The sequence below is a fragment of the Burkholderia sp. JPY481 genome (genome assembly GCF_038900515.1).
GTDB classification, from domain to species: Bacteria; Pseudomonadota; Gammaproteobacteria; order Burkholderiales; family Burkholderiaceae; genus Paraburkholderia; species Paraburkholderia youngii.
Window position 1 is genome coordinate 226,415 of record NZ_JAYMRT010000007.1, and the last position, 25,983, is coordinate 252,397.

Annotated in this window: 20 protein-coding genes; 11 read left to right on the forward strand and 9 right to left on the reverse strand. The window is 64.9% G+C overall.

The window, feature by feature from the left end; translation table 11 throughout:
* Positions 1-47 precede the first annotated feature (47 nt).
* The 4 genes from VSR82_RS19225 (at position 48) to VSR82_RS19240 (ending at position 5,253) form a co-directional block, all read left to right on the forward strand.
* Positions 48-3,824: a type VI secretion system Vgr family protein gene (locus VSR82_RS19225; protein ID WP_429460561.1), complete on the forward strand. Its 3,777-nt coding sequence runs from the start codon at positions 48-50 to the stop codon at positions 3,822-3,824.
* 8 nt (positions 3,825-3,832) lie between these two features.
* On the forward strand, positions 3,833-4,423 hold the full coding sequence (locus VSR82_RS19230) for a hypothetical protein (RefSeq protein WP_429460563.1): 591 nt from the start codon (positions 3,833-3,835) through the stop codon (positions 4,421-4,423).
* A 234-nt stretch (positions 4,424-4,657) separates the two neighbouring features.
* Positions 4,658-4,894, forward strand: coding sequence for a hypothetical protein (locus VSR82_RS19235; protein ID WP_429460565.1), 237 nt, complete (start codon positions 4,658-4,660; stop codon positions 4,892-4,894).
* Positions 4,891-5,253: a hypothetical protein gene (locus tag VSR82_RS19240; RefSeq protein ID WP_410849709.1), complete on the forward strand. Its 363-nt coding sequence runs from the start codon at positions 4,891-4,893 to the stop codon at positions 5,251-5,253. The genes VSR82_RS19235 and VSR82_RS19240 overlap by 4 nt, the downstream gene beginning before the upstream one ends.
* Positions 5,254-5,274: 21 nt before the next feature.
* Here the strand turns inward: VSR82_RS19240 and VSR82_RS19245 are convergent, their stop codons facing one another.
* The 5 genes from VSR82_RS19245 to hemC form a co-directional block, all read right to left on the reverse strand.
* The gene (locus tag VSR82_RS19245; RefSeq protein ID WP_368584555.1) at positions 5,275-7,014 is read right to left on the reverse strand and encodes a SulP family inorganic anion transporter; all 1,740 of its coding nucleotides are present in this window, start codon (positions 7,012-7,014) and stop codon (positions 5,275-5,277) included.
* Between the two features lie 114 nt (positions 7,015-7,128).
* Positions 7,129-8,163, reverse strand: a complete 1,035-nt coding sequence (locus VSR82_RS19250) for an SDR family oxidoreductase (RefSeq protein ID WP_429461928.1) — start codon at positions 8,161-8,163, stop codon at positions 7,129-7,131.
* Positions 8,164-8,321: 158 nt separating this feature from the next.
* Positions 8,322-9,512 carry a heme biosynthesis protein HemY gene (locus tag VSR82_RS19255; protein ID WP_368584554.1) on the reverse strand — a complete coding sequence of 397 codons (1,191 nt, stop codon included), beginning with the start codon at positions 9,510-9,512 and terminating at the stop codon, positions 8,322-8,324.
* Positions 9,513-9,514: 2 nt separating this feature from the next.
* Positions 9,515-11,506, reverse strand: coding sequence for a fused uroporphyrinogen-III synthase HemD/membrane protein HemX (gene hemDX / locus VSR82_RS19260; protein WP_429460568.1), 1,992 nt, complete (start codon positions 11,504-11,506; stop codon positions 9,515-9,517).
* Positions 11,506-12,504, reverse strand: coding sequence for a hydroxymethylbilane synthase (gene hemC / locus VSR82_RS19265; protein ID WP_498857995.1), 999 nt, complete (start codon positions 12,502-12,504; stop codon positions 11,506-11,508). The genes hemDX and hemC overlap by 1 nt, the downstream gene beginning before the upstream one ends.
* 543 nt (positions 12,505-13,047) lie before the next feature.
* Between hemC and ppc the strand changes: the two genes are divergently transcribed.
* The 6 genes from ppc to VSR82_RS19295 all read left to right on the forward strand — a co-directional run bounded on the left by ppc (position 13,048) and on the right by VSR82_RS19295 (position 21,657).
* On the forward strand, positions 13,048-16,206 hold the full coding sequence (ppc, locus tag VSR82_RS19270; protein ID WP_429460572.1) for a phosphoenolpyruvate carboxylase: 3,159 nt from the start codon (positions 13,048-13,050) through the stop codon (positions 16,204-16,206).
* A gap of 192 nt (positions 16,207-16,398) precedes the next feature.
* Complete coding sequence (locus VSR82_RS19275; protein ID WP_368584550.1) at positions 16,399-17,211, forward strand: helix-turn-helix transcriptional regulator; 813 nt, start codon at positions 16,399-16,401, stop codon at positions 17,209-17,211.
* Positions 17,212-17,375: 164 nt separating this feature from the next.
* Entirely contained in the window at positions 17,376-18,782 is a 1,407-nt protein-coding gene (gene argH / locus VSR82_RS19280) for an argininosuccinate lyase (RefSeq protein WP_368584549.1), read from the forward strand.
* A gap of 361 nt (positions 18,783-19,143) precedes the next feature.
* Positions 19,144-19,674, forward strand: a complete 531-nt coding sequence (locus VSR82_RS19285; protein ID WP_368584548.1) for an energy transducer TonB — start codon at positions 19,144-19,146, stop codon at positions 19,672-19,674.
* 372 nt (positions 19,675-20,046) lie between these two features.
* Positions 20,047-21,354, forward strand: coding sequence for an MFS transporter (locus VSR82_RS19290; RefSeq protein ID WP_368584547.1), 1,308 nt, complete (start codon positions 20,047-20,049; stop codon positions 21,352-21,354).
* 123 nt (positions 21,355-21,477) lie between these two features.
* Positions 21,478-21,657: a hypothetical protein gene (locus VSR82_RS19295; RefSeq protein WP_013088754.1), complete on the forward strand. Its 180-nt coding sequence runs from the start codon at positions 21,478-21,480 to the stop codon at positions 21,655-21,657.
* Between the two features lie 30 nt (positions 21,658-21,687).
* On the opposite strand, the gene VSR82_RS19300 is transcribed toward VSR82_RS19295, so the two are convergent.
* Together VSR82_RS19300 and waaC are read right to left on the reverse strand one after the other, a co-directional pair.
* Positions 21,688-21,819 carry a hypothetical protein gene (locus tag VSR82_RS19300; RefSeq protein ID WP_013088753.1) on the reverse strand — a complete coding sequence of 44 codons (132 nt, stop codon included), beginning with the start codon at positions 21,817-21,819 and terminating at the stop codon, positions 21,688-21,690.
* 510 nt (positions 21,820-22,329) lie between these two features.
* Positions 22,330-23,334 carry a lipopolysaccharide heptosyltransferase I gene (gene waaC, locus VSR82_RS19305; protein ID WP_429460576.1) on the reverse strand — a complete coding sequence of 335 codons (1,005 nt, stop codon included), beginning with the start codon at positions 23,332-23,334 and terminating at the stop codon, positions 22,330-22,332.
* Between the two features lie 254 nt (positions 23,335-23,588).
* Between waaC and VSR82_RS19310 the strand changes: the two genes are divergently transcribed.
* Positions 23,589-24,989, forward strand: coding sequence for a chloride channel protein (locus tag VSR82_RS19310; RefSeq protein ID WP_429460578.1), 1,401 nt, complete (start codon positions 23,589-23,591; stop codon positions 24,987-24,989).
* A gap of 155 nt (positions 24,990-25,144) precedes the next feature.
* Here the strand turns inward: VSR82_RS19310 and VSR82_RS19315 are convergent, their stop codons facing one another.
* Together VSR82_RS19315 and minE are read right to left on the reverse strand one after the other, a co-directional pair.
* Positions 25,145-25,456, reverse strand: coding sequence for a YXWGXW repeat-containing protein (locus VSR82_RS19315; RefSeq protein ID WP_368584543.1), 312 nt, complete (start codon positions 25,454-25,456; stop codon positions 25,145-25,147).
* A 270-nt stretch (positions 25,457-25,726) separates the two neighbouring features.
* Positions 25,727-25,981 carry a cell division topological specificity factor MinE gene (gene minE, locus VSR82_RS19320; RefSeq protein ID WP_008922443.1) on the reverse strand — a complete coding sequence of 85 codons (255 nt, stop codon included), beginning with the start codon at positions 25,979-25,981 and terminating at the stop codon, positions 25,727-25,729.
* Positions 25,982-25,983 lie beyond the last annotated feature (2 nt).

Genomic DNA, 25,983 nt, shown 5'->3' on the forward strand with positions numbered 1-25,983 from the left:
TCCTGGGTCTTTCCTGTGACGCACTACCCACATGGGGCAATGCGCCTTTGTTGTTTCCGCTCCGTCTGCGCGGCACCGAAACCTTAGGCAAGCTTTATCGATACACGCTCGATGTCGCGACGATCGAAAGTCCGACGCTCGGAGTGTGGCAAGCACAGGAACTCGTCGTGCCTGATCGCCTGATCGGCAAGGTCATCGACATTTCGATCGCTTTGGACGGCAACGGATTGGTCGGTCGTGACGGGTTGGTACGCGGCGACGCGGCATACGCGAGCGCCGACCGCCGCACGATGTCGGGCCTCATCACAGGCATCAAACAGATGGGCGCCGACGAACGGCGCGCCTATTACCGGCTCGTCGTCCGTCCCTGGCTGTGGCTGGCCACGAAGAATTGCGACAGCAGGATCTTCCAGGACGCCAGCGTGGTGGACATCACTGACCGGGTGCTCAAGGAGCGATATCACTTTCCGGTCGTGATGGAATTCGGCGCACCGGGCCTGCGCAACGGCTACCCGAAGCGGGACTATGTCCGGCAGATGTGGGAATCCGACTTCAATTTCCTCACGCGGATCTGGAGAGAATGGGGAATCTACTACCTGTTCGACGGAATGACCCTGGTACTGTGCGATTCGCCCGGCTCGCACAAACGACACGACAACGCATACGACACACTGCGCTACCACGCGCCGGACAGCAGGCACGTCGACGAGGAGCACGTTCACAAGCTCGAGGCATCGCATCAGATCACGACAGGCAAGGTCAGCCTCATCGATTACGACTACACGCGCCCCGGCGCGCGCTTCGAGGGCGAGTACGAAAGCCACAGCGAGCGGGCCTACGACAACAGCGAGCAATACGGCTGGGGCGACTACTCGCAGCCGCTTGCCGGTGCGACGGGACTGTCAGGTGAGCGAAGCGACTTCCGCGATGAAGCCGGGCACCTCGCGAGCGTGCGTGTCGATGCAATGCGCGGTCATCGTCTGCGGCTGAAGGGTCAAGGGAATCTGCGCGGTCTGACAACGGGGAAAACATTCTGGCTCGACAAGCATCCGCAGCGGGAAGTCAACGCCGAGTATCTGGTCGTATCGACGACCCTCGATATCCGCAACGCACTGCAGAACACGCGGTCACCCGGCGCAGACAGGAACGATGCGCTGCGCCAGTGCGTGACCGATTTCGTGCTCCAACCCGTCAATACGTTCTTCAAGAACCGTCCGAAGAAAAAGCCGCGTTGCGCGGCGGAAACGGCAATCGTGGTCGGCCCCGAGGATCAGCCGATATGGGTCGATGGATATGCACGCGTGAAGGTGCGCTTTGGGTGGGAGCGGCGTGCCCCGAAGAACGACAGCGCCAGTTGCTGGCTGCGGGTGTCGTCGCCGTGGCAAGGCAACGGCTTCGGCGCGATCTATCCGCCGCGCGTCGGTCAAGAGGTCACGGTCAGTTATCACGAAGGCGACCCGGACAAGCCTTACGTGTCGGACCGGATGGTCAACGGCCAGAATCAGCCGCCATGGAAGCTGCCCGACAACCAGGCGCTCTCGGGCGTCCTTAGCAGCGAACTTAAAGCGGGCTGTGCGAGCCAGACCAATCACGTCGTACTGGATGACACGCCGGGCCAACTGCAGGCACAGATCGCCAGCGACCACGCACAGTCGCGCCTCGTGCTGGGCTACAACACGCATGTCGTGCGCGACGCAGGCCGGCAGCAGGCACGCGGTGAAGGCTGGGAACTCGCGACGAACGCATGGGGTGTTGCGCGGGCCAACCGAGGCATGCTGATCACCACCGAGGCGCGTCACGGCGCGAGCGCGCCGGCAAAGGATGCCGGTGAGACCGTGGCGCGCCTCGCTCAGGCGCGCGACACCCACGAGAACCTCGCGAGTCTCGCGCGGCGGCACGAGGCACAGGAACAGCAGACCAGTCAAAGCGAGGTCGCGCAGGCCATCAAGGCGCAGAACGACGCGATTCGCGGCGGCAAGGCAAGCGCGGAGCTTCCCTTTCCGCAACTGACCCAGCCCGAGTTGGTGCTGGCCAGCGCGGCGGGTGTCGGTCTCACGGCAGCGCAAAGCACGCACGTGGCGAGTGCCGAACACATCGCGCTCAGCGCGGGCGGACACGTCAGCGTCGCGGCGGTGAAATCGCTGCTGGCGTCCGCGGTCAACGGCGTGCGGGTGTTTGCGCAACATCTCGGCATCCGGCTCAAGGCCGCATCGGGCAAGGTGCAGATCGACGCACAAAGCGATGACGTCGAGGTCATCGCGCAACGCGTCGTCAGCATCATCAGTAGAACCGATTCGATCAATCTGATGGCCAGCAGGGAAATCGTCTTTCATGCGGGTAACACGAAGGTGGTCATCAATTCGGATGGGTACAAGGTCTATACGGGTGGGGAGCATCGGGTCCATGCGAGCGGTCATCGGACCGAGGGGCCAGCGGCACGGCCTGTCAGTCTGCCCGTCACGCCAGACGATCCCGGCAGGCTGGCGGCGCATCACGTGCTGATCGAACACGATTCCGGCTTCGCGCTACCGAACCAGCCGTATCGGATCACGCTCGACGATGGTCAACTGATTCAAGGTGTGACCAACGCGCTTGGCGAGGCGAGTCTCGTCACCAGCAACATGCTTGCGTTCGCGACGGTCGAACTGCTTGCCGCCAGCGAGCCGGATAAAGTGATTGCGGTTAGCAGAGGCGCGGTGATCAGGGCGGCGAACGAGCCATTCGCTGGCGCGGTACCCAATGCCGAGAAGCGCGGTGCGACGGTCGCAGGAAAGGACGTGACCTCTCCCAACCAGAGCGCGACGACGGAACATAGACCACCCGAATTCGTCTCGTGCGATCCGATGAACTTCGGGCTGCGGTTTTATCACTTCGTCAACGGTGCGGCCGAGAGCGACACGCCAGTAGGTATGTCGATGCGCAAGGGTGTCGAGTACCCGGTGACCAAGGCTTATGCGGCTGCGATTAAGGCCGCGTTGCAGGGGATCGATTGGGGCGGGGTGGCTTGGCCGTTGACTCCCAATTCGATAAGAATGATTCAAAACGCGGTCATGCCGAAATTGGAAGACGCGCTCGGTGCCGGGCCCTTTGGATTGCCGCGAGGCTTTGCTGCTAGCCCGGAAACCAGCGGCGCCATGCCACGGGTTGTGATTGTCGATCCTGAGCGTGCAACGCAGTACAAGCTGCGACAGGATGTTAGCGCCGCATTCATCGGTGGGGATTGGGCGATCGTCGTCAACGAGAGCGAGATTGCGCGCATTGTTGAACTTAGGGACAAACCGGCCGCTCTCGATAACCGGCTCAGAGCATTTGCCGACACGTTGTATCACGAGTCTCGCCACTGCCAGCAGTACTTCTGGATGTTCTCTTTGCTTCAGCACTTTCTAGACGACTACAGGGACCTGCCGAACATTCGGTCGTTGTATTGGACAACGATGCTGAAAAAAGCCTACACAGCGGCTGAAAACACGCCGCTACCCGACGATCACCGCGTTCACATTGGTCTGCACAGGATGCTTGTATTTCACTACTACTGGCTAATTTCCTACCTACAGAACAAGCCGGGCTGGGAATACGTCAAGCGAGATATCCAGCGTGCTGAAAGGCAGGTGTGTGAGCTGCTGAATGTCTCTGCTGAAACAGCTCAAAGAATGGCGCAATTCGAAACTGGGTACAGGAGCCAACTTCACGAAGAAGATGCCTACGCCTGCGCGGAAGTGGTTCAGGCCTACTGGCGCAATTCTGCTGATCCTCTTGTTCGCAATCCCGGTACATGCACGGCTCAGTATGCCGACGCTCTCAGGACCGTCAAGGAGCTGAGATGAGACAGGCTGTGACTGACACCCAGCGCGACATGGCATTCAGAATATTGACCACCGCAATGGCGATCCTGCGGGACGACCAGCCCTTCGATCCCGCGCACACGATATTCGGGCAGATTCTTGCGGCTGATCCTCTGCGTGGTCAAGTAGGTGGTACGGAGTATTCCTTCGTGAATCCGGCTTTCCCGCGGACGCAAATTATTCTATTTGTGGCGCCGGATCCTGCCTCCCCCTCTGCCGACCGCACGAAAGTCACGCAAGTCGTGACCCACTTCACAGTCCGCTTCAGTCCGCTTTTGACAGACATTAACCGCTCGACGCTGGAAGATCTCCTCCAGGTCGATATCGGCTACTGGATCGACGGCAACGGCGAGCGGCGCCCGGGCAATGATATGGGAACGGTGCCGCCGCAGGTTCGTCTGCATCACTATCGCTATCGCGCTTCCACTCTGCCAACGAGCCGGTTCCCAGTGGACGTCGAGTTTGCTTTCGGCGACCCAGACCCAAACGATCCGGCGCCTGACGAACCCAACACGCCGGTCCTGATGGACGTTCACCTTGATCGTGACTATTCCGCGCTGCGCCCGCGACACCATGATTAGAGGCCGTCTTGATGTGACCTGCTAAACGTGCCTGCTCCCACACAAAAAATGGCGAAATTCGAAACCGGCTATAGAGCCAACTTCATGAAGAACATGCCGACGCTTGCGCGGAGGTGGTTAAGACCTACTGTCAGGGTTCTGATGATCCTCTCGTTCGCAACCTCAGTACCTGCACAGCCCAGTACGTCGACGCTCACAGGACCGTCAGCGCCAGAAACTGAGACGAGAGAGACTGTGACCGACGCGCAGCGCGACATTGCCTTCAGCATATCGACCACTGCAATCCTGCGGGACGACCAGCCCTTCGATCCCGCTCGTACGATATTCGGCCGCATTCTTGCGGCGCGGCCTGAGCGCGGTGTGGTGGGTGTTACGGAGTATTCCTTCGTGAATCCGGTCTTGCCGGATACGCAAATCATTGTAGTTGCGATACCCGATCCGCTGCCCCCTCCGCCGACCGCGCAAAAGTGAAGCAAGTCGCGACGCACTTCACGATCCGCTTCAGTCCACTATCGACCGGCATTAACCGCTCGACACTGGAAGATCTCCTCCAGGTCGATATCGGTTACTGGATCGACGGCAATGGCGAGCGGCGGCCCGGCAATGATATGGGCACGGCTCTGTCGCAGATCCGGCTGCATAGCTATCGCTATCGTGCTTCGAATCTGCCGACGAGCCGATTTCCGGTGGACGTCGAATTTGCTTTCGGCGCCCGCGATCCAAAGGATCCAGCGCCGGACGCACCCAAAACGCCCGTCCTGATGGACGTTCTTCTGAATCGCGACTATTCCGCGCTGCGACCGCGACACCGTGAACAGAATCCGTCGTGAACAACTGGTGGCAAAGGGCGTCTATTCCTCCCCAACCGTCTCGACATAGTTATCGACCGCACTACTGACCGTCGGATGAAAGCGCGCATCGCCAATCAGATCGGTCAACTCGAAGCGTTTTAGCTTGTCGCGAACCGGATCTTTCATCTCCGCGAAGTGCAATGCAATCCCGCGCTCGTCGAGCGTGCGCGTCAGCTCCCGCAGCATATCGGCCGAGGTGACGTCCACGCTCGTCACCGGTTCGGCCGCCACCACCACGCGCTTGACCGGTGCCGGCGATTCCGCGACGGCTTCGAGCAGGCGCTCCTGAAACTGCTCGGCATTCGCAAAGAACAGCGGCGCATCCCAGCGAAACAGCACCAGTCCGGGGATTCGCTTCGCGTCCGGATAACGCTCCACGTCGTGATAGCCGCGCAAACCCTCGACGCGGCCGAGCACCGCGTAGTGTGGTCGCCAGCCGTCCCACAGAAACTCGATAACCGCGATCACCACCGCGAAGCCGATGCCCGGAATCGCGCCGAACACCGCGACGCCGGCAAAGCAGGCCATCGACAGCCAGAACTCCCATTGCTGGATGCGAAATATCCGCTTCAGGTCCGTGATCTCGAACAGACCGATCGCCGCCGCGATGACAACCGCGGCAAGCGCGCTGTTGGGCAGGTAGTGCATCAGGTTCGGCGCGACCAGCAGCAGCGCCGCGACCGCCAGCGCGCCGACGACGCCCGTCAGTTGCGTCTTCGCGCCCGCCGCCTCGGCGACCGGCGTGCGCGACGAACTGCTGCTGATCGGGAAACCGTGAAACAGGCCGGCCGCGAGATTGGCCGCGCCGAGCCCGACCATCTCCTGATTAGGGTCGACGCGGCTGCGAAAACGTGCCGCGAAAGTCCGCGACAGCACGCTGGTATCGGCGAACGAAATCAGCGCGACCGCGCAGCCGCCGAGCAGTATCTTCACCAGATCGGCGTCGGTGACCCACGGTAGCGCAAAGGTCGGCAGGCCTTGAGGGATCTTGCCGAGCACTTTCACGCCGACGCTATCGAGGTGCAATGCGGTCACGCACAACGTCGCGACGATCACGGCGATCAGAATGCCCGGCAACTTCTCGAAGCGCTTGAGAAACAGGATCAGCACGAGGCTTCCCGCGCCCACCGCGAAGCTGTACCAGTTGGATTTGCCATCGGCGATGGCCTGCACGAGGCTCACGATGTCCCGCAATGGCCCGCGCTCTTCGATCGAAATGGCAAACAGTTTGGGTAGCTGACTGATCAGCACCGCGAGCGCGATGCCATTCATATAGCCGTATCGAATGGGCTTAGACAGCAATTCAGTGATGAATCCCAGCCGCAGCAAGCCCATCACGATACAGAACACGCCGGACACGATCGCCATCATGCTGGCCGCCGCAATCGCGCGCGACGGGTCGCCCGCCGCGACTTGCACGACCACCGCCAGAATCGGAGCCGCGAGCGCGGAGTCGGGGCCGAGCACGAGAATCCGGCTCGGGCCGAACAGCGCATACGCCAACAAAGGGACGATCGTCGCGTACAGGCCGAACACGCCGGGGACCCCCGATGCCTCCGCGTAAGCGATCCCGACCGGCACCAGCATCGTGGTCAGTACCAGTCCGGCCGTCAGATCGCTCGGCAGCCAGCTCAAGCGGTACGCCTTGAGCACCGTCAGTCCCGGCAGCCAGCGCATCCAGCGGTGCGCGCTGCTTGCAATGGTCTGCTCTTTGTGAGGAACGGGCCTGTCCGCTTCCATTTTTGGAATGTTCGCAGTCGAGGACGCCGCGCCACGGATTGCGGGCGGCACTGTCCTTCGTAGGATAGTCCAGAGCTTTCATCGGCGACAGGGAGGACGCACACCGATTGCGCATCAAGGCCGCCTGCGCCTCAGCAGCCACCCGACGCCCCCAGCCAGCGCCAGCACCGCCGCGCCATACACCGCATTGCGATGGCGGTCGGTAAACAACTCCCAGCAGTACGCGCGCGCTTCATCATCGAAGCGGCCATGCGCGGTGTAGTGGCCGGGCACCGGCTCGTAGAGATTCGCGGGCGCATCGGCGGGCAATGGTTCATCGGTCAGTTGCCCGTCGTAACCCGCCCGCGCGAGATAGTGGTCGAGCAGCGTCGGCGCGATCCGGTTCGCGAGGATCGCCTTGACCGTCGACCACCCGACCCACACCTGCCGCCGCCGATGGGTGGCCGCAAAGTAAATCGCCCGCGCCGCCACCTCGGGCTGAAATACCGGCGCCACCGGCCGCGCCCTGCGCCCCATGCGATTGAGCGCCCAGTCGAATTGCGGGGTATTGACCGCGGGCAGATCGACCATCGTCAGATGGATATCGACTCCGTCGTGCAGCAACTCGGAACGCAATGAATCGGTAAAGCCGCGCACGGCGAACTTCGCGCCGCAATAGATCGACTGCAATGGCACCGACCGGTACCCGAGCGCCGAGCCGACATTGACGATCGTCCCGTGTCCCCGCGCGCGCATCACGGGGAGCGCCGCCAGCATGCCGTTGACCTGCCCCAGATAGGTCACCTGCGTGCCGCGTTCGACATCGCGCGCACTGAGCGCGGACACCGGCGCAAACGCGGTCGCCATCGCGACGTTGACCCACACGTCGATGCCGCCCAACTCGCGATCCACGCGCTGCGCGGCGCGCTCGATCGCATCCGCATCGGCGACGTCGGCGGGCAGCGCGAGTGCGCGCACGCCATAGGTCGCGGCGATCTCCTCGGCGGCACGCGCGAGCCGTCGCGGTTCGCGCGCGATCAGCCCAACGTCATAGCCCTGCCGCGCGAACTCGGACGCGGTGGCGCGCCCCACGCCGGCACTTGCCCCAGTAATGACGACGACGCCCTTGCGCTCGACGTCGCCGCCGCGGGTGTCGGTTTGCACGGTCATAGTGTCGCTGGCCACTTTGAACACCTCCCAGGTTGCGCATCCAGTGAGGTGTGAAGCAAAGCGCAGTCCCGCCGATTCGAGCCGGACAGCGGCGCCGGAAAAACAAATGGCCGCAGCACGAGGCTGCGGCCATCTGGTAGCGGCTAAAGAGACTTAACTCACGTCACGTTCATCGCCAACGCACTCTCGCGATAGTGCTCGCTCGCCTTGTCGGTGTCTCCAAGCTGCTCGTGCAGACGCGCGAGCGCGCGATGCGAGCGGATTTTCAGCGTCTCGTTGTCGGCGAGCTTCAGCGCGCGTTCGAGGAACGACTGCGCCTTGCCCCACAACTGCTGATGCAGGCACAGACGCCCCAGCGCGAACATCAGGTCCGCGTCTTCCGGCCGATCCTTCTGCCACGCCTCGGCCTTCTGAATCAGCGGCAACGCATCGCCGCCGGCCGTGTCCGGATAGCGGCGCAACAGCCGCGCATCCCAGTTCTGTGCAAGCGCTTCCTCGACGATCTTGCGCGCCTCCTGCGGGCGGTTCAGCGCGACCAGCAGTTCGGCGGCGGTATCGGCGAGGCGCGGCGAATGACGCTCGGTCGCCGACAGCGAATTCCACAATTCGAGCAGCGCCTCGGCATTGTGGCGACGGTCGCGCAGCAGATTTTCCGCCGCCAGCTGACGCAGCCGCACCGCGACCGCCGGATGAATCGCCTCGCGCTTCTCGAGCGTCTTCACGAGCTTCAGCACTTCGCCCCAGTTCTTCAATTGCTGCTGCGCTCGCAGCATGATCTGCTGCGCGTGGATGCGCCGCGCGCCTTGCGATTGCATCTCGGTCAGCGCATGGAGCGCGCCGTCGGCGTCGCGGCCGTCGGCGCGCATGTCGGCGGTGGCCATCAGGCGCGCGTCCTGCCACTCGGCTTCGTCGATCTGCGCGAGCCATTCGTCGCGCCGCCCGTATTCATGCATGCGATGCGCGGCTGTCGCCGCGATCAAACCGGCCGCGCCCTTGTTGTCGCCATTCGTGAGCGCGTCCTTGGCGGCCTTTTCCGCGCGCGAGAAACGGCCCGCGTACAGGTTGCCGATCGCGTCGCGCAACGCCGCGTGCGCCTTCGCGACACGCGCGCGGGCGCGGTACGCGGCGACGCGCTGCGGCATGCGCCAGATATTGCGGATGATGCGCAACAGCGCGTAGAGCAGGATGAACAGCACCACCAGCCCGACGATGAACAGATTCAGCGACATGTCGACACGGTACGGCGGATAGATCAGCAGCACCTGCCCCGCGTCGAAGCGCCCACCCACCGCGAGCATGACCGCGACGGCGAACAGTGCCGCGAGCCATAGAAGTCCCCGGATCGCCATGATTAACCCCGGTTCCGGTATTGATTGACGGCCTGCAGGCTCGTATCGAGGTTCGGCAGCTCGACCGCGGCCGAACCGGCGTCCACCTGCTTGACGAGATCGATAACCATCTGCGTGTCTTTCGACGAAGTGTCAAAGTAGCGCGTCAACGCGGACTGCGCCGCCTGCAGATCGGACTTCAGCGTGGTCTGGTTGCGCGACAGCAGCGCGAGGCGCGCCGACAGCAGACGCAGCTTCAGGTTCTGGCGCACGAAGTAGCCTTGATCCGGCGAGACCAGCATCGCGTCGGCGTTATCTATACGGCGCACCTGCACGAGGCTCGACAGCTGTTCGCCGATGCCGTGCGTGACCTCGTCGATCCACACTTCCCAGCGCGGCTTGCCGGTGGCGGCGGCCACCTTCGCGGTGTCGGCCCACGTGGCCGCGTGCGGCGTGGCACGCGGAATCGGTGCTTCACCCGACAGCGGCAGGCCGCTCACGTGATCGATCGCGTTGTCGAGTTTGATCGCGAGGCCGGTCAGATCGGTGGACGGCGCGGCCTTCAGCTTGTCGATGTCTTGCGCGATCGCCTTGCGCACCGCAAGCGCCTGCGGGCTATCGGACGCCGCGAGGCGCGTATCGGCGCTTTGCAATGCGAACAGCGCGAGCTGCGTATTGCCGGTCAACTGCAACTGCTGGCTGGCCGCCGACAGCATCTGCCCGACTTCGGCGAGCGTCCAGTCGTCGCGATTGCGCGCGAGGTCCGCGTACTGCTGTTGCAGCGCCTGCTGCGCGGCCTGCGCATCGGCGAGCTTGCCTTCGAGCTGCGCGACCTGCGAGTCCGATTGATGCACGGTGGCGAGCGCCTGGTCGATCTTGATGCGCAGTTCGTTGGTCTGCGTGTCGTTGGCCTGCTGACGCTGCGCGAGTTCCTGCTCGGTGCGCACCAGCTTGTGGTTCATCGCGAAGCCGCCCACGCCCACCGCGCACGCGATCACCACGATGACAAACCACAGCAGCGGTCCGCTCGTGCTGCTGCGCTTTTGCGCTTCGTACGGCGTGAAAGGTTGGTTCGGCGGCAAGGCGGCGCTTGCCGGCGGCTGAGGTGAGGCGTTCGTGGATGCGTTCGTTTCAGTCATGCGTGGTTGAGCCGGGTTGGACGATACCGGTTGGACGACGGGAGGCACGGCGGCCGCGGCCACGAGGGCGCGGACTATGCGCTCGTCGCCCGCGCCGGACACCGTAATCCTATCAAAACCCAATGCCCGCGCGGTCTGCGCGATGCGGGGATGCGGCGTGACGAGCGGCGCGTGTTTGAGCTGCTCGATCTCGCCAGCGGTCAGATGCTCGTGGGCAAGTTCCTGCAGATTGCGTACGCCCTCGGAGCTGGTCAGAAGCCATGCGTGCGGCGCGCCCGCGAGCAGTTCGTGCACGCGCGCCCAAGCGCCGATCGACGGCTCCGGCACGATGCGCCGGTACGCGGCGACCGTGTCGACTTCGGCGCCGGCTTCGCGCAGGCGCTCGCTCAGCCATTCGCGGCCGCCGTCGCCGCGCACGATCAGCACGCGCTTGCCTTCGAAGCCCGCGGCGCCGAATTGCGCCTCGATCGCGGCAAACAGGCCCTCGGAGTCGAAGCTCGTGGATTCGTCGTCGGCGCCCGCCGCGGGGCTGATCACGCGATGCTCCGGCGCGCTGACACCGTGGCGCGCGAGCGCATGCACGCTGCCCGGGCCGACCACGCCGACCGGCAGCGCGTGCGGCCAGATTTCGTGATGGCGCGCGAACGCGTGATCGACCGCGTTCGGCGACACGAACACGACCAGCGCGTAGCGTTCGAGCGACGCGAGCGCGGCGCACAACGGCGCGTCGTCGATGACGGGTGCGATGTCGATCAGCGGGAAGTCGAGCGACGCGAGGCCGGCTGCTTCGAGCCGTTCGACGAGCTCGCTCGACTGGCCGGCCGGCCGTGTGATCACGACCGTGAACGGCGCCTTCTCGGGCGTACCGGCGGCCATCACTCGCTGGCCGCCGCGCCGGGCGCGGCCGCTGGACCGCTCGCGGTGCTGAGCGCGCGGACGATCTCGAGTGCCCCTTGCTGCGCGAGCGAATGCGCCACTTCCTCGCCGAGCGCGAGCGCGCGTTCGATGGTGGGCGCCGGCGCCGACGCCTGCGCGCTCAACACGCGCTGGCCGTCCGGCGTCGCGACGATGCCGCGCAGATGCAGCGCGCCGTCGCCCCACGTTGCGTAGGCGGCGAGCGGCACCTCGCAGCTGCCGCCGAGCGCGCGCGACACCATCCGCTCCGCTTCGACGGCCGCCGCCGTGTGCTGATGATGCAGCGGCGCAAGCCATGCGGCGAGCTCCGCGCGATCGGCGCGAATCTCGATGCCGAGCGCGCCCTGGCCAGCCGCGGGCAGACTATCTTCCGGATCGAGCAGCGCGCGGATGCGCTCGGCGAGACCGAGACGCTTCAGCCCGGCCGCGGCCAGAATGATCGCCGCGTAGTCGCCGCGATCGAGCTTGGCGAGTCGGGTATCGAGATTGCCGCGCAACGGCCGCACGTCGAGATGCGGATAGCGCATGCGCAGCATCGCTTCACGCCGCAGGCTCGAGGTGCCGACCACCGCACCGGCCGGCAACGCGGCGAGCGAGTCGTACTGATTGGATACGAGCGCATCGCGCGGGTCCTCGCGCTCCATGATGGTGGACAACGCGAAACCGGCGGGCAACTCCATCGGCACGTCTTTCAGCGAATGCACCGCGAGGTCGGCGCGGCCATCGGCGAGCGCGGCTTCGAGCTCTTTCACGAAGAGCCCTTTACCACCAACCTTGGACAGCGTGCGATCGAGAATCTGATCACCACGTGTCGTCATTCCGAGGATTTTTACGTCACAAGATGGATATAATTTGTGCAGCGCACATCGCACGTGCTCGGCTTGCCACATGGCAAGACGGCTCTCTCGCGACGCAATCACAAGCGTGTGGGGTGGCGTGGAAAACGTCTCGGTGTTCATTAGCTTGCTGCTTGATGTCGGGATGGAATAACAATCAATGTTAGCACGCGCCCTTATTTGTGCCCTTGGGTTCCAGAGCACCGCGGGGCGCCGTGCGCAAGCGGTATCGACGGAGGAGACGGGCTTCGCGCCGCGCGCGAAGGCCCCCATTCAGCGTTGTCACGCACGGTCGTTCGCGCGCCGCGCGGCGGCATGCGGGATGATGCAATGCGGCGAACATGCTGCGGCAATGTGTGCCGCGCGTTCAGTCTCTTCGCGGGCTGGCTGCCCGTGGCTCCCTTCTCCCTCGTCGGCGTCGCGCGATCGGCAGCGCTTGCGTCGTTCCTCGCACGCGGTGCGGCACGCGCGGCTCGCTTCGAAGTGGGTCGGCAAGCGCCGTTTGCGGTCGCCGTCTCGACTCTTTGTTGCAGTCGCATTAGCAGTCTGTCTTGTAGTCCGTTGCGCAGTCCCTGTTGCACGCAGTTCACGTTGTACTTGCTGGTTGCAGTTCCGCAGTCGCAGTTCATCAATCAACAGACCCTGGCTTCCCCGAGGAAACTCATCGTGACGTCTTCCGGATCGGCGCGCCCCGCCCGCCGCAACACTGCCTCGCCCACCGCTCGCCCGGCCGACGCCGCGGCGCCCGACGTCCTGTCCAACGCTGCCGCGCAAGCCGCCAAGGCCTCGAAGGCCTCGCAAACCTCTGTGCCCGTCAAGCAGGACAAGGCGCCAAAAGCAAACAAATCCGGCAAGGCCGAAAAGGCCGCGACTTCGGCCACCGCCAGCAAGCCGGCCAAGGTCAAGATCAAGATCGAAGGCGACGCGACACTCCCGCGCGCCGCGAAGACGGCAGAGCTCCAGGGCGTGCCGCAAGCTGAGCCAGCCGCCGCGCCCGCCGTGAAGAACGGCGGCCGCACGCGCGAGGACAAGGACCACCCGCTGTTCCAGGACATCCGCTATCTCGGCCGGCTGCTCGGCGACGTGCTGCGCGAGCAGGAAGGCGACGCCATATTCGACGTCGTCGAAACGATCCGGCAGAACGCGGTGCGCTTCCGTCGCGAGGACGACAGCGCCGCCGCGCAGACGCTCGACAAGAAGCTGCGCTCGCTGACGCCCGAGCAGACCGTCAGCGTCGTGCGCGCGTTCAGCTATTTTTCGCATCTCGCGAACATCGCCGAGGACCGCCACCGCAACCGTCGTCACCGCATTCACGCGCTCGCGGGCTCGGCCTCGCAGCCGGGCACGATCGCGCATGCGCTCGAGCGGCTCGTCGCGGCCGGCGCCGCCGCGACGCCGGTGCTGCAGCGGTTTTTCGACGACGCGCTGATCATGCCGGTGCTGACCGCGCACCCGACCGAGGTGCAGCGCAAGAGCATTCTCGACGCGCAGCACGACATCGCGCGGCTGCTCGCCGAGCGCGACCAGCCGCTCACGAACCGCGAGCGCGCACACAACGAAGCGATGCTGCGCGCGCGCGTCACGTCGCTGTGGCAAACGCGGATGCTGCGCGACGCGCGTCTGACGGTCGCCGATGAAATCGAGAACGCGCTGTCGTACTACCGCAGCACCTTCCTCGAAGAACTGCCGGCGCTGTACGCCGACATCGAGGAGGCGCTGAAGGAGCATGGCCTCGAAGCGCGCCTGCCGCCGTTCTTCCAGATGGGCAGCTGGATCGGCGGCGATCGCGACGGCAATCCGAACGTCACCGCCGACACGCTCGAAAACGCGATCACCCGTCAGGCCGCGGTGATTTTCGAGCACTACCTGGTGCAGGTGCACAAGCTCGGCGAGGAGCTGTCGATGTCGAATGTGCTCGTCGGCGTGAGCGATGCGCTCAATGAGCTCGCGGACATCTCGCCCGACCACTCGCCGCATCGCACCGACGAGCCGTATCGTCGCGCGCTGATCGGCATCTACACGCGGCTCGCGGCGAGCGCGCGCGTGCGTCTCGGCGAAGGCAGCGTGCCGCTGCGCAGCGCCGGCCGCGGCGTCGCGCCGATTCGCGCGACCCCCTACGACGACGCCGCCGACTTCGTGCGCGACCTGCACGTGCTGATCGACTCGCTCGCCGAGCATCACGGCGCGCCGCTCGCCGCGCCGCGTCTCGCACCGCTCGCTCGCGCGGCCGAAGTGTTCGGCTTCCATCTCGCGAGCATCGATCTGCGGCAAAGCTCGGACATCCACGAAGCGGTGATCGCCGAGCTGCTCAAGTGCGCAGGCGTCGAAGACGATTACGCGGCGCTCTCCGAAGCGGACAAGCTGAACGTGCTGCTCGCCGAACTCGCGCAGCCGCGCGCGCTGCGCGTGCCCTACGCCGAGTACTCCGAGCTCGTGAAGAGCGAGCTCGCGGTGCTCGAAGAAGCACGCCTCACGCGCGAGAAATTCGGCGCGCGCGCGGTGCGCAACTACATCATTTCGCACACGGAAACCGTCAGCGATCTGGTCGAGGTGATGCTGCTGCAGAAGGAAACGGGTCTGTTGCGCGGGCGTCTGGGCGACGAGCACGACCCCGCGCGCGCGGGCCTGATGGTGATCCCGCTGTTCGAGACGATCCCCGATCTGCGCAACGCGCCGCACATCATGCGCGATCTCTTCGCGCTGCCGGGCATCAGCACGCTGATCGAACATCAGGGCAACGAGCAGGAAGTGATGCTCGGCTACTCGGACAGCAACAAGGACGGCGGCTTCCTGACGTCGAACTGGGAGCTGTATCGCGCGGAGCTGGCGCTCCTGTCGCTGTTCAACGAACGCGGCGTGACGCTGCGTCTATTCCATGGACGCGGCGGCACCGTCGGCCGCGGCGGCGGCCCGACCTATCAGGCGATCCTGTCGCAGCCGCCTGGCACCGTCGACGGTCAGATCCGTTTGACCGAGCAGGGCGAGGTGATCGCGAGCAAGTTCGCGAATCCGGAAATCGGCCGGCGCAACCTGGAGACCGTCGTGGCAGCGACACTCGAAGCGTCGCTGCTGCCGCACGACCACACGTTGGCCGAGCTGCCGGTGTACGAGGAAACGATGCAGCAGTTGTCCGATACGGCGATGGCCGCGTATCGCGCGCTCGTCTACGAAACGCCGGGCTTCAAGGAATATTTCTTCGAGTCGACGCCGATCGCGGAGATCGCCGAGCTGAACATCGGCAGCCGCCCCGCGTCGCGCAAGCTGCAGGACCCGAAGCAGCGCAAGATCGAGGATCTGCGTGCGATTCCGTGGGGCTTCTCGTGGGGCCAATGCCGGCTGCTGCTGACCGGCTGGTACGGCTTCGGCAGCGCGGTCACCGAGCATCTGGACAGCGCGCCGTCGGACGCCGAGCGCGCGCGCCGTCTCGCGCTGCTGAAGAAGATGCACAAGAGCTGGCCGTTCTTTTCCAACCTGATGTCGAACATGGACATGGTCATCGCGAAGACCGACCTCGCGGTCGCGTCGCGCTATGCCGCGCTCGTGACCGACAAGAAGCTGCGCAAGCACGTGTTCGAGCGCATCGTTGCCGAGTGGGAACGCACGTCGAAGGTGCTGTCGGAGATCACCGGCAAGAGCGAGCGGCTCGCCGAGAACCCGCTGCTCGCGCGTTCGATCAAGAACCGCTTCCCGTACCTCGACCCGCTCAACCACCTGCAGGTCGAACTGCTCAAACGCTATCGCGCGGGCGACACCAATGCGCGCGTGCGGCGCGGCATTCATTTGTGCATCAACGGGATCGCGGCGGGGTTGCGCAATACCGGTTGAGATCGACGCTGAAGCAGGCAGAAGCCGGGTGTGGTCCACACAGGCCACACCCGGCTTTTTTCATTGCGCGTCGAGATGGCGAACAACGCGTTGCGCGAATCCAGCCGCTACAATAGAGCCCGCCGTGTACCAGTACAAGTTCGGCAATTATTCTGGTATCTCTATTACTCCCCTCCACGCGCAGCCGATAGCATGACGACGCCGTCCTCCGCCGATCACCCGCCGCCGCTCGACGCCACGCCGGCGCGCGCGCTCGGCGACTTCATCCGCGCCCATCGCGAGCGGCTGTCGCCGCAGGCGGTCGGTCTGCCGCCGGGGCCGCGCCGCCGCACGCCCGGTCTGCGGCGCGAGGAAGTCGCGCAGTTATGCGGCGTGAGCCCGACCTGGTACACGTGGATCGAGCAGGGCCGGCCGGTGTCCGCTTCCGCCGATGCGCTCGCGCGCATCGCGGTCGCGTTGCAGCTGTCGCGCGCCGAGCGCGCGTATCTGTTCGAGCTGGCCGCGCAGCGCGATCCGGCCGAGCCCGACCCCGCCGCCGCCGATGCGCCCGCCACGCTGCTGCAAACCGTGCAGCTCATCGACACGCCGGCCTATGTGCTCGACCGGCAGTGGAATGCGCTCGCGTGGAACGGGCGCGCGGCCGATCTGTTCGTCGGCTGGCTCGACGGCGCGCACGACCGCAACCTGCTGCGCTACACGTTCACCGAGCCGGCCGCGCGCGCGTTGATCGTCGATTGGGAAACGCGCGCGCGGCGGCTCGCCGCCGAATTCCGCGCCGACTCGATCCGCCATCTGAACGATGCGCCCACGCGCGGGCTGATCGATTCGCTGTCGGCCGCGAGCGACGAGTTCGCGCGCTACTGGGCCTCGCAGGACGTCGGCGGGCGCGAGGGCGGCAGGCGCGAGTTCAACCATCCGCGCGACGGGCGCATCGTTTATGACCAGATCACGTTCAAGCCCGCGCATCGCGAAGATCTGAAGCTGGTGGTGCTGGTGCGCGAATAGGCTCGCGAATGGGTCCGCTAATGGGTCCGCGAGCGGCGGCAGCGCCTTGGCCGCCCTCGCCCGGTGTTAAAATCTCCGTCTTTCTTCGCTGCGGCGGCGCTTCTGCACGACTCGCGCACTCGCGTTGCCAGCCTCCTCACCGCTCGTTCTTACCGCCCAACACCATGACGTCCCAATTGCACAAAAAAGGCGAAGCCTGGTCGGCTCGCTTCTCGGAGCCGATGTCGGAGCTCGTCAAACGCTATACGTCGTCGGTCTTCTTCGACAAGCGTCTGGCGTTCGTCGACATCGAAGGGTCGCTCGCGCACGCGTCGATGCTCGCCGCGCAGAAGATCATTTCCGCCGACGACCTCGCCGCGATCCAGCGCGGCATGGCGCAGATCAAGGGTGAAATCGAGCGCGGCGAGTTCGAATGGCAGCTCGATCTCGAAGACGTGCACCTGAACATCGAAGCGCGCCTGACCGCGCTGATCGGCGATGCCGGCAAGCGCCTCCATACCGGCCGCTCGCGCAACGACCAGGTCGCGACCGACATCCGCCTGTGGCTGCGCGGCGAGATCGACCGCATCGGCGAACTGCTGACCGAACTTCGCGTAGCGCTGCTCGAAATCGCCGAGAAGAACGCCGCGACCATCATGCCGGGCTTCACGCACCTGCAGGTCGCGCAGCCGGTCACGTTCGGCCACCATCTGCTCGCCTACGTCGAGATGTTCTCGCGCGACGCCGAGCGCATGGTCGACTGCCGCAAGCGCGTGAACCGTCTGCCGCTCGGCGCGGCCGCGCTCGCCGGCACCAGCTATCCGATCGACCGTCACGCCGTCGCGAAGACGCTCGGCTTCGACGGCATCTGCGCGAATTCGCTGGATGCGGTTTCCGACCGTGACTTCGCGATCGAATTCACGGCCGCGTCCGCGCTGGTGATGACGCACGTGTCGCGCTTCTCCGAAGAACTGGTGCTGTGGATGAGCCCGCGCGTCGGCTTCATCGATCTGGCCGACCGTTTCTGCACCGGCTCGTCGATCATGCCGCAGAAGAAGAACCCGGATGTGCCCGAACTCGCACGCGGCAAGACCGGCCGCGTGAACGGCCATCTGATGGCGCTGCTCACGCTGATGAAAGGCCAGCCGCTCGCGTACAACAAGGACAACCAGGAAGACAAGGAGCCGCTGTTCGACACCGTCGATACGGTCGCCGACACGCTGCGCATCTTCGCTGAAATGGTCGCCGGCATCACGGTCAAGCCGCAGGCGATGCGCGAGGCCGCGCTGCAAGGCTTCTCGACCGCGACGGACCTCGCCGACTATCTGGTCAAGCGAGGCCTGCCGTTCCGCGACGCGCACGAAGCCGTCGCGCTCGCGGTTCGCGTCTGTGCCGATCGCGGCTGCGATCTCGCCGACCTGACGCTCGACGAAATGCGCAGCGAACTGCCGAACGTCGCGCATCTGATCGGCGACGACGTGTTCTCGTATCTGACGCTCGAGGGCTCGGTGGCGAGCCGCAATCATCCGGGCGGCACCGCGCCCGAGCAGGTGCTGGCCGCGGTGAAGGCGGCGCGTGCGGCTTTGAAGTAATCGATGATCGTGCAGCGCCGTGAGCCTGGCTTGCGGCGCGGCCGGTTGAACCGAGAGCGAAAAGGCGGACCCGTTTGGCGGGTTCGCCTTTTTTGTTGCCGCGTGTAATTGGCGAATCGCAGGTAAAAGAAAGCCCGCGAGAAGCGGGCTGAAAAGACTTCCACCGATGCCTCAGCATGAGGCCGCCAGAGTGTAGGCGGGTTCCGCCCGCCGACCAACGCGTGCATATTTCCGGCCAGTACATCGGAAAGCAAAGCGCGTCGTCGCGGCACGCGCAATGACATTCAGCGGGCGAACGCCAATTGAATCCCGCCGGTTTTTGACTACCATTCAATCAGGTTCTTCTCGCGGTTCGTCGACGATGCTCTCGCGCACTTCTCCCCGTCCTGTTCCCCGTGTGGCCCCGCACTTCTTCACCGCAGCACCCAGGCATCGGCTGTTGCTCGCCGCGCTTGGTGTCGTTGCCGTGGCCGGTTGCACGATCACTCCGCTGACGAAGCACGAAACCGTCAGCACACCGGTCGCCGCGATCAACAGCGCGACGCTCGATCAATATCGCGACGCGGTCGCCCGACGAATCGTCGAGCGTAATCCGTCGTATGTGCTCCAAGGCAGGCCTCAGCCGATGCTGCGCTCGCTGGTGGTGGTGTCGTTCACGGTCGATCGTGATGGACGCATCGTCCAGTCGTCGGTGTATCGCACCAACGGCGACGACGAAGCCGAAAGCACCGCGCTCGCGTCGCTGCGCCGCTCGGCGCCGCTGCCGCTACCGCCCGGCAAGCTGCTGAACGGGCGCGGCCAGCTCGAGCTGTTCGAAGACTGGCTGTTCAACGACAACGGCAAGTTCCAGCTGCGCGAGCTCGCCTCGCCGCAAGCGGAAACGTACGACTGAGCGCGGTTGGCGCGTGCGCCAGCCCGCGCCATCACGCGCATCGCCGCGTTCGAGCAGGCCACACATGACCTGCTCGAGTCATTGCGCATCGCTCTTAACGCACCCCTCGTTGCCGCGCAAGCTTACGCCGCCATTGCTGCGCGACGAGCGCGCTCGCTATAATTTTCGGATTCCCCGCGCCGGAGCCTTCCGGCATGGCTCACGCCGCCCGCACACCCGCCGGCGCGGCGCATGAGCCGACTGCAGTGCCGCGGCGCCACCCGCGTGCGGCGCCCAAACCTATACCTCAACGAGGATGCCGCCGTCGCGCGCCGCCAGTCTGCGAAGCAAGGCTCAGCGCGCCGCGGCCTCACGACAATTGGAGACCCCTGCATGTCCACTTCGCCGATTTCCGCGGCTCAGCCCGCAAGCGGGCAAAACAGTAGCGCGCGGATCATCTTCGCGAGCTTCATCGGCACCGCGATCGAGTTCTACGATTTCTATGTCTACGCGACCGCCGCGGCGCTCGTGATCGGACCGGTGTTCTTCCCGCACGGCTCGGCCACCGCGCAAGCGCTGTCGGCCTTCGTCACGTTCGGCATCGCGTTCGTCGCGCGACCGATCGGCTCGTTCCTGTTCGGCCACTTCGGCGACCGCATCGGCCGTAAGTCGACTTTGGTTGCGTCGCTGCTCGTGATGGGCGTGTCGACCACGCTGATCGGCTTCGTGCCCGGCTACGACGCGATCGGCAGCCTCGCGCCGATCCTGCTGTGCGTGCTGCGTTTCGGCCAGGGTATCGGCCTCGGCGGCGAATGGGGCGGTGCCGCGCTGCTCGCCACCGAAAACGCGCCGGCCGGCAAACGCGGCTGGTTCGGCATGTTCCCGCAGCTTGGACCGTCGATCGGCTTTCTCGCATCCAACGGCCTGTTCTTCGCGCTCGCCATGTCGCTGTCCGACGAGCAGTTCCGCAGCTGGGGCTGGCGCGTGCCGTTCCTCGTCAGCTCGGTGCTGGTCGCGCTCGGCCTGTACGTGCGGCTGAAGATCGCCGAGACGCCCGCGTTCCAGGCAGCGATCGAGCGCAAGGAACGCGTGCGCGTGCCGATCGCGACGCTGTTCTCGCAGCACTGGGTGCCAACCGTGCTCGGCGCGCTCGCGATGGTGGTCTGCTACACGCTGTTCTACAACGCGACGACCTTCTCGCTGTCGTACGGCGTCGGCTCGCTGCATATTCCGCGGCAGACGTTCCTCGGCCTGCTGTGTATCGCGGTCGTGTTCATGGCAATCGCGACGCCGCTGTCGGCCCGCGCGAGCGACCGCTTCGGGCGCAAGCCGGTGCTGATCGTCGGCATCATCGCGGCGATCCTGTCGGGCTTCACGATGGCGCCGCTGCTCGGCAGCGGTGAGCCGCTGCTGGTGCTGCTGTTCCTCGTGATCCAGCTGTTCCTGATGGGCGTGACGTTCGCGCCGATGGGCGCGCTGCTGCCGGAGCTGTTTCCGACCAACGTACGCTATACGGGCGCCGGCGTTGCATACAACCTCGGCGGGATTCTCGGCGCGTCGGTCGCGCCGTATATCGCCCAGGTGCTGGCCGCGCATGGCGGCTTGCCGTGGGTTGGCGCGTACGTCTCGGTCGCGGCGGCCGTGAGCCTCGTCGGCGTGCTGTGCATGCGCGAGACGCGTGACGCGAGTCTGATGAAGTGATGCATTGCGAATCGACGCAACCCCGCTTGCGTCGATTCGCGTTTGGTAAATCCCCCGCCTTGCGCGTCTTTTTGACTTGCCTATACTCCCTGACATAACCCTATAAAAACCAGGGAGACTCGCATGAACGTCCATCTTCACAATGCCGATATCGTGATGATCATCGCGCTGGCCTTGCTCGGCTCGCTGCTGCTCGCGCTGCGCTTTCGTCCGGCGTCGTGGAAATCCATCGTCGTCGAAGCGCTGGCCGCGAACGCCGCGGCTATTGCCGCGGTGGTCGCATTCGAAATGCTGGTCGCCTGAGGCCAGCGGCTCGATGAACTCGAGCGCGGCTTAGCGGTAGTAGCCGTGATGGTAGTAGCCACCGCCGCCGTAGTAGTAGCCCGGCGCCGGCGCGATGACGCAGCCGCCGAGCGCCGACGCCAGCAGTGCGCCGGCCACGAGAGTCAGGATCAGGCGTTTCATGTTGTTCTCCATCGAGTCAGATTGATTCGAGCGCAAACCCCGAATGACCCGATTGGACACGATGCGCGCCCCGGCGAACGTTGCCATTTGTAAGGGAAGATCACTGGGCTGTTACAGGATCGGCGCGTTGGACGGGCGTGTTCGAACGACCTGCCCCGCTCTCACCTGATCGCGCCACCATGGCGAAAAACAGCGCCTATACTCGATTGAGCGCACTGTCGCGATAGAAGCCTTGCTGGCCGCGCCAGCGTCGCCGTAATTGAGCGGTTCGACGCGCGCCGCGCGAGCCTCGATGCACCGCGAGCTGCCAGCTGGCCGCCTTGGCGTGTGCGCATCGGACACTGCGGCGTCCAACGAAAAGCGACAGTTTTAACAGACGTGTAATCGATTCCTCTCCGCCCGCTGTTCCCCGACACGGGCGTTCTTTGAGGCGCGACGATGCAGTCCCCGCCCGCAAGGGTGGACTACGCGTCGCGCCTCTTTTTCTTTTGCGCAAACGATTGCGCGATCTCAGGCGGCGGCCGATCCTTGCTGCATCGCGAGCACCGGCTCCGCCCCGTGAACGTAGTCGATCGCGTCGAGCGCCGCGCTAACGGGCGGTACCGAGCGACCGTCACCGATCGATGTCGAGCGATACGGCGTCTCGACGCCGCAATGCGATGGCGACGTCGCGACGAAGATCATCACGGTGCGCTTCTGCAGCGCATGCGCGAGGTGCACGAAGCCCGTATCGGTACCGACCACGAGCGCGCACGCGTCGATCATCTGCGCGACTTCGGTCACGCTCATTTGCGGCAGCACGGTCGCGCCCGGTACCTGTGCGCAGATCTGCGAGGCTTCGGCAAGCTCGCCGTCCGAGCCCCACGGCAGAACCACACGAAAACCGCGCTCGCTCAACTCGCGCCCGACAGCCACCCAATGCGTGAGCGGCCATTTCTTGTCGGCTTTCGAGGTGGCATGAAAGAGCGCGGCGACAGGCGCGTCCTGTGTCGCGAACGGCTGCGGGACGGCTGCGGGTAGCCGCAGGTCGTAGATGGGCGGGCCTTCCACTTCGTAGCCGAGCGCCTCGCTAGCGCTGATGCGCATGCCGTGCCACGCGCTGCCTTGCGGACGTGGACCGAAACGCCCGGTATAGGCGAACGCGGCGCCCCGCTCGCCAAGATCCTGAGATTGATAGCCGAAGCGCCGCGACGAGCGCGCGAGGAAGGCGATGATCGCGCTCTTGTAGACGCCGTGAATGTCGATGATGTAGTCGTAGTGGTATGCGCGCAGCTCGCCGATCGATGCCAAGATCGCCTTCAGATCGCTCCAGCGACGCGCCTTCTTGAAGCGGCGCAGCGGCGCGCATAGCACGCGGTCGACGCCCTGGCTCCACTGCACGACTTGCGCAAATGCTTCGTCCGCCGCCCAATCCACCTGAACACCAGGAAATGCGCGTTTGATATCGGCGACGACTGGCAACGCCTGCACGATATCGCCTAGTGAAGTGACCTTGACGATTAGGATTCGCTTCATTGAGGGTCTCTTCGTTTTCCGAAGTGGAAACTATTCTAGCCGACGTTTTTACCGCCTCCCTGCCAAATGGGCATCGTGCCCGGTCCTGTTTTCAATACGGCGAATTACAACAAAAGATACCCCTGACGATCCAGCGTAGTTCATTTTTTCAAATGTCTTTCACGCATTCTGGTCGGTCCCGTACGTTTTATACTTGGCCCTTTGCACGAACCCAATTCATGTCCCGGCCCTTCCCCTCCCGTTCACACGCTGTCATGCGTCGCACGAAACGCCTGTGGCGGCAATACGGCATCTTCTGGCTCGGTGCCATCGCCGTCGGCCTGGTCGCGGTGCTCTATGCGCGTCTGATCGACTGGGGCTATGACGCGTTTCTCGATGTCCGGCAGCGGTATCCGTGGGCACCGCTCGTGATCACACCCGCGGTCGCGGCACTCGCGGTCTGGCTCACGCGCAAGTTCTTTCGCGGCTCCGAGGGCAGCGGCATCCCGCAGGTCATCGCAACGCTGCACACGAAGCAGCGCGGGTATGGCGCGAGGCTGCTATCGCTGCGGATTCTGCTCGGCAAGATCGGCGTGTCTTTTATCGCGATTCTCGGCGGCTTGACGATCGGCCGTGAAGGACCGACCGTGCAGGTCGGCGCCGCGCTGATGTTCAATCTGCGCCGCTTCTATCCGCGCTCGAATGCGCAGATCGAACGGCAGCTCGCACTGGCGGGCGCGGCAGCGGGTTTATCCGCGGCGTTCAATACGCCGCTCGCGGGCGTCGTGTTCGCAATCGAGGAATTGACGCGCAGCTTCGAGGCGCGCACGAGCGGTGTGCTGATCACCGCGATCGTCGTTGCGGGTGTCGTCGCGCTCGGCCTGAACGGCAACTACACATATTTCGGCACGATCAGGATCGGCGCGCATTTCCCCGATCTGCTCGCCGTCGCGGTGGTGATCACCGCAATCGTCACGGGAATCGCGGGCGGCATTTTCGGCTGGCTGCTGCTCAATACCGCGCGCTGGATTCCGGCGCCGCTGCGCCAGTTGCACGGCGAGCGGCCGGTCGTGTTCGCCGCGCTGTGCGGCTTCGCGATCGCCGTGGTCGGCGTGATCGCGGGCGGCACGACGTTCGGCAGCGGCTATACCGAAGCGCGTGGCCTGCTGGAGGGACACGGGCAGTTGTCGGTGTTCTATCCGTTCCTGAAGATGATCGCGATGGTGGGCTCGTACCTGCCAGGCATTCCGGGCGGCATCTTCGCGCCGTCGCTGTCGATCGGCGCGGGCTTCGGCAATCTGCTGCACATGGTGTTCGATTCGATGCAGTTGCCGATGCTGATCGCACTCGCGATGGTCGGTTATCTGGCCGCGGTCACGCAGTCGCCGATCACGTCGTTCGTGATCGTGATGGAGATGATCGACGGTCACGCGCTCGTGATTTCGCTGATGGCCACCGCGTTGATCGCGAGCCGCGTGTCGCGCCTGTTCGCGCCGCCGCTCTACGAGTCGCTCGCCCAGCGCTACATGGCACCGCTGCCGCAACCGGCGCCCGCGCCGGTGCCGGAAGTGCCCGAGGCCGAGGTGCCGGAAGCGCAAAGCGTCGACGGCGAGCCGCCCGCCGGTGATGCCGCCGACGACATCACGACGGATACTTCCGGCTCGCCGCGTCAGTAGACGACCACGCGCGGCGCATGCACATATAGCGGCCGCGCCGGCACGACGACGCAGCCGGCCAGCATCACCGCCAGCGCGGCGAGCACGAGCAGGTTCTTTTTCATGCGCATTTCTCCACGGTCAAAGGCGCGTCGCAAGCACGATCGTCGGCCGCATCACGCCCAGTGTCCCGGTACCCAGCGATAGTTCGGGCCATGCTCGATCCAGTGGCCGGGCATCCAGCGATAGCCGACGCGCTCGGCCTGCCAGTGTCCGGCGATCCACACGTAGCGGCCGCGATCCCAGCGCCAGTGACCGTGATCCCACACATAGCCGGCGCGCGCCGTGGGCACCGCTTCGAAGCGTTCGACGGGCGGCGCGGACGGCGCGACGATGACGACTTCCGCGGCCGAAGCCGAGGCCATCGCGGCGGCACCCGCGGCAATCAGAACGGTGTTGGCAAGCAGCAGGCGAAAGGTTCGGTTCATGATTTCCCTCTCAAGTTGAACACCGGATGCGGCGTTACCGGTTTAATGCGCGAGGGCGACACGAGGCTGACGATGTGCGTGTAACGGCACCCGCTGAAGTGCAACGGTTTATTTCGACCGGGAAATGACGAGCGCCGTGGGGGCGCGAAGAGAGGGCTTCAGACAGAAGCCAGAGGAACAGCCGAACGCCGCACGCCATCGCGTCGATCCAACGCGATGCAATGCGGCGTCCTGCACATGAGGCGAGATGGACCGCGGTCCATCGGAAGCTCAGGCCTGCGGTATTTCGATCTTGACTTCGAGCACTTCGAGATCGTCCTGACGCTCGAGACTCACGCGTATGTCGTCATCGGAAATCTTCACATACTTCGAGATCACGGCCACCAGTTCGCGTTGCAACGCAGGCAGATAATCGGCTGGCGCATGGCCGCCGGCGCGCTCGTGCGCGATGATCAACTGCAGGCGTTCCTTCGCTACCGACGCGGACTTCTTTTTCTCGCCCAGCAAAAACGAAAGAATCGACATTA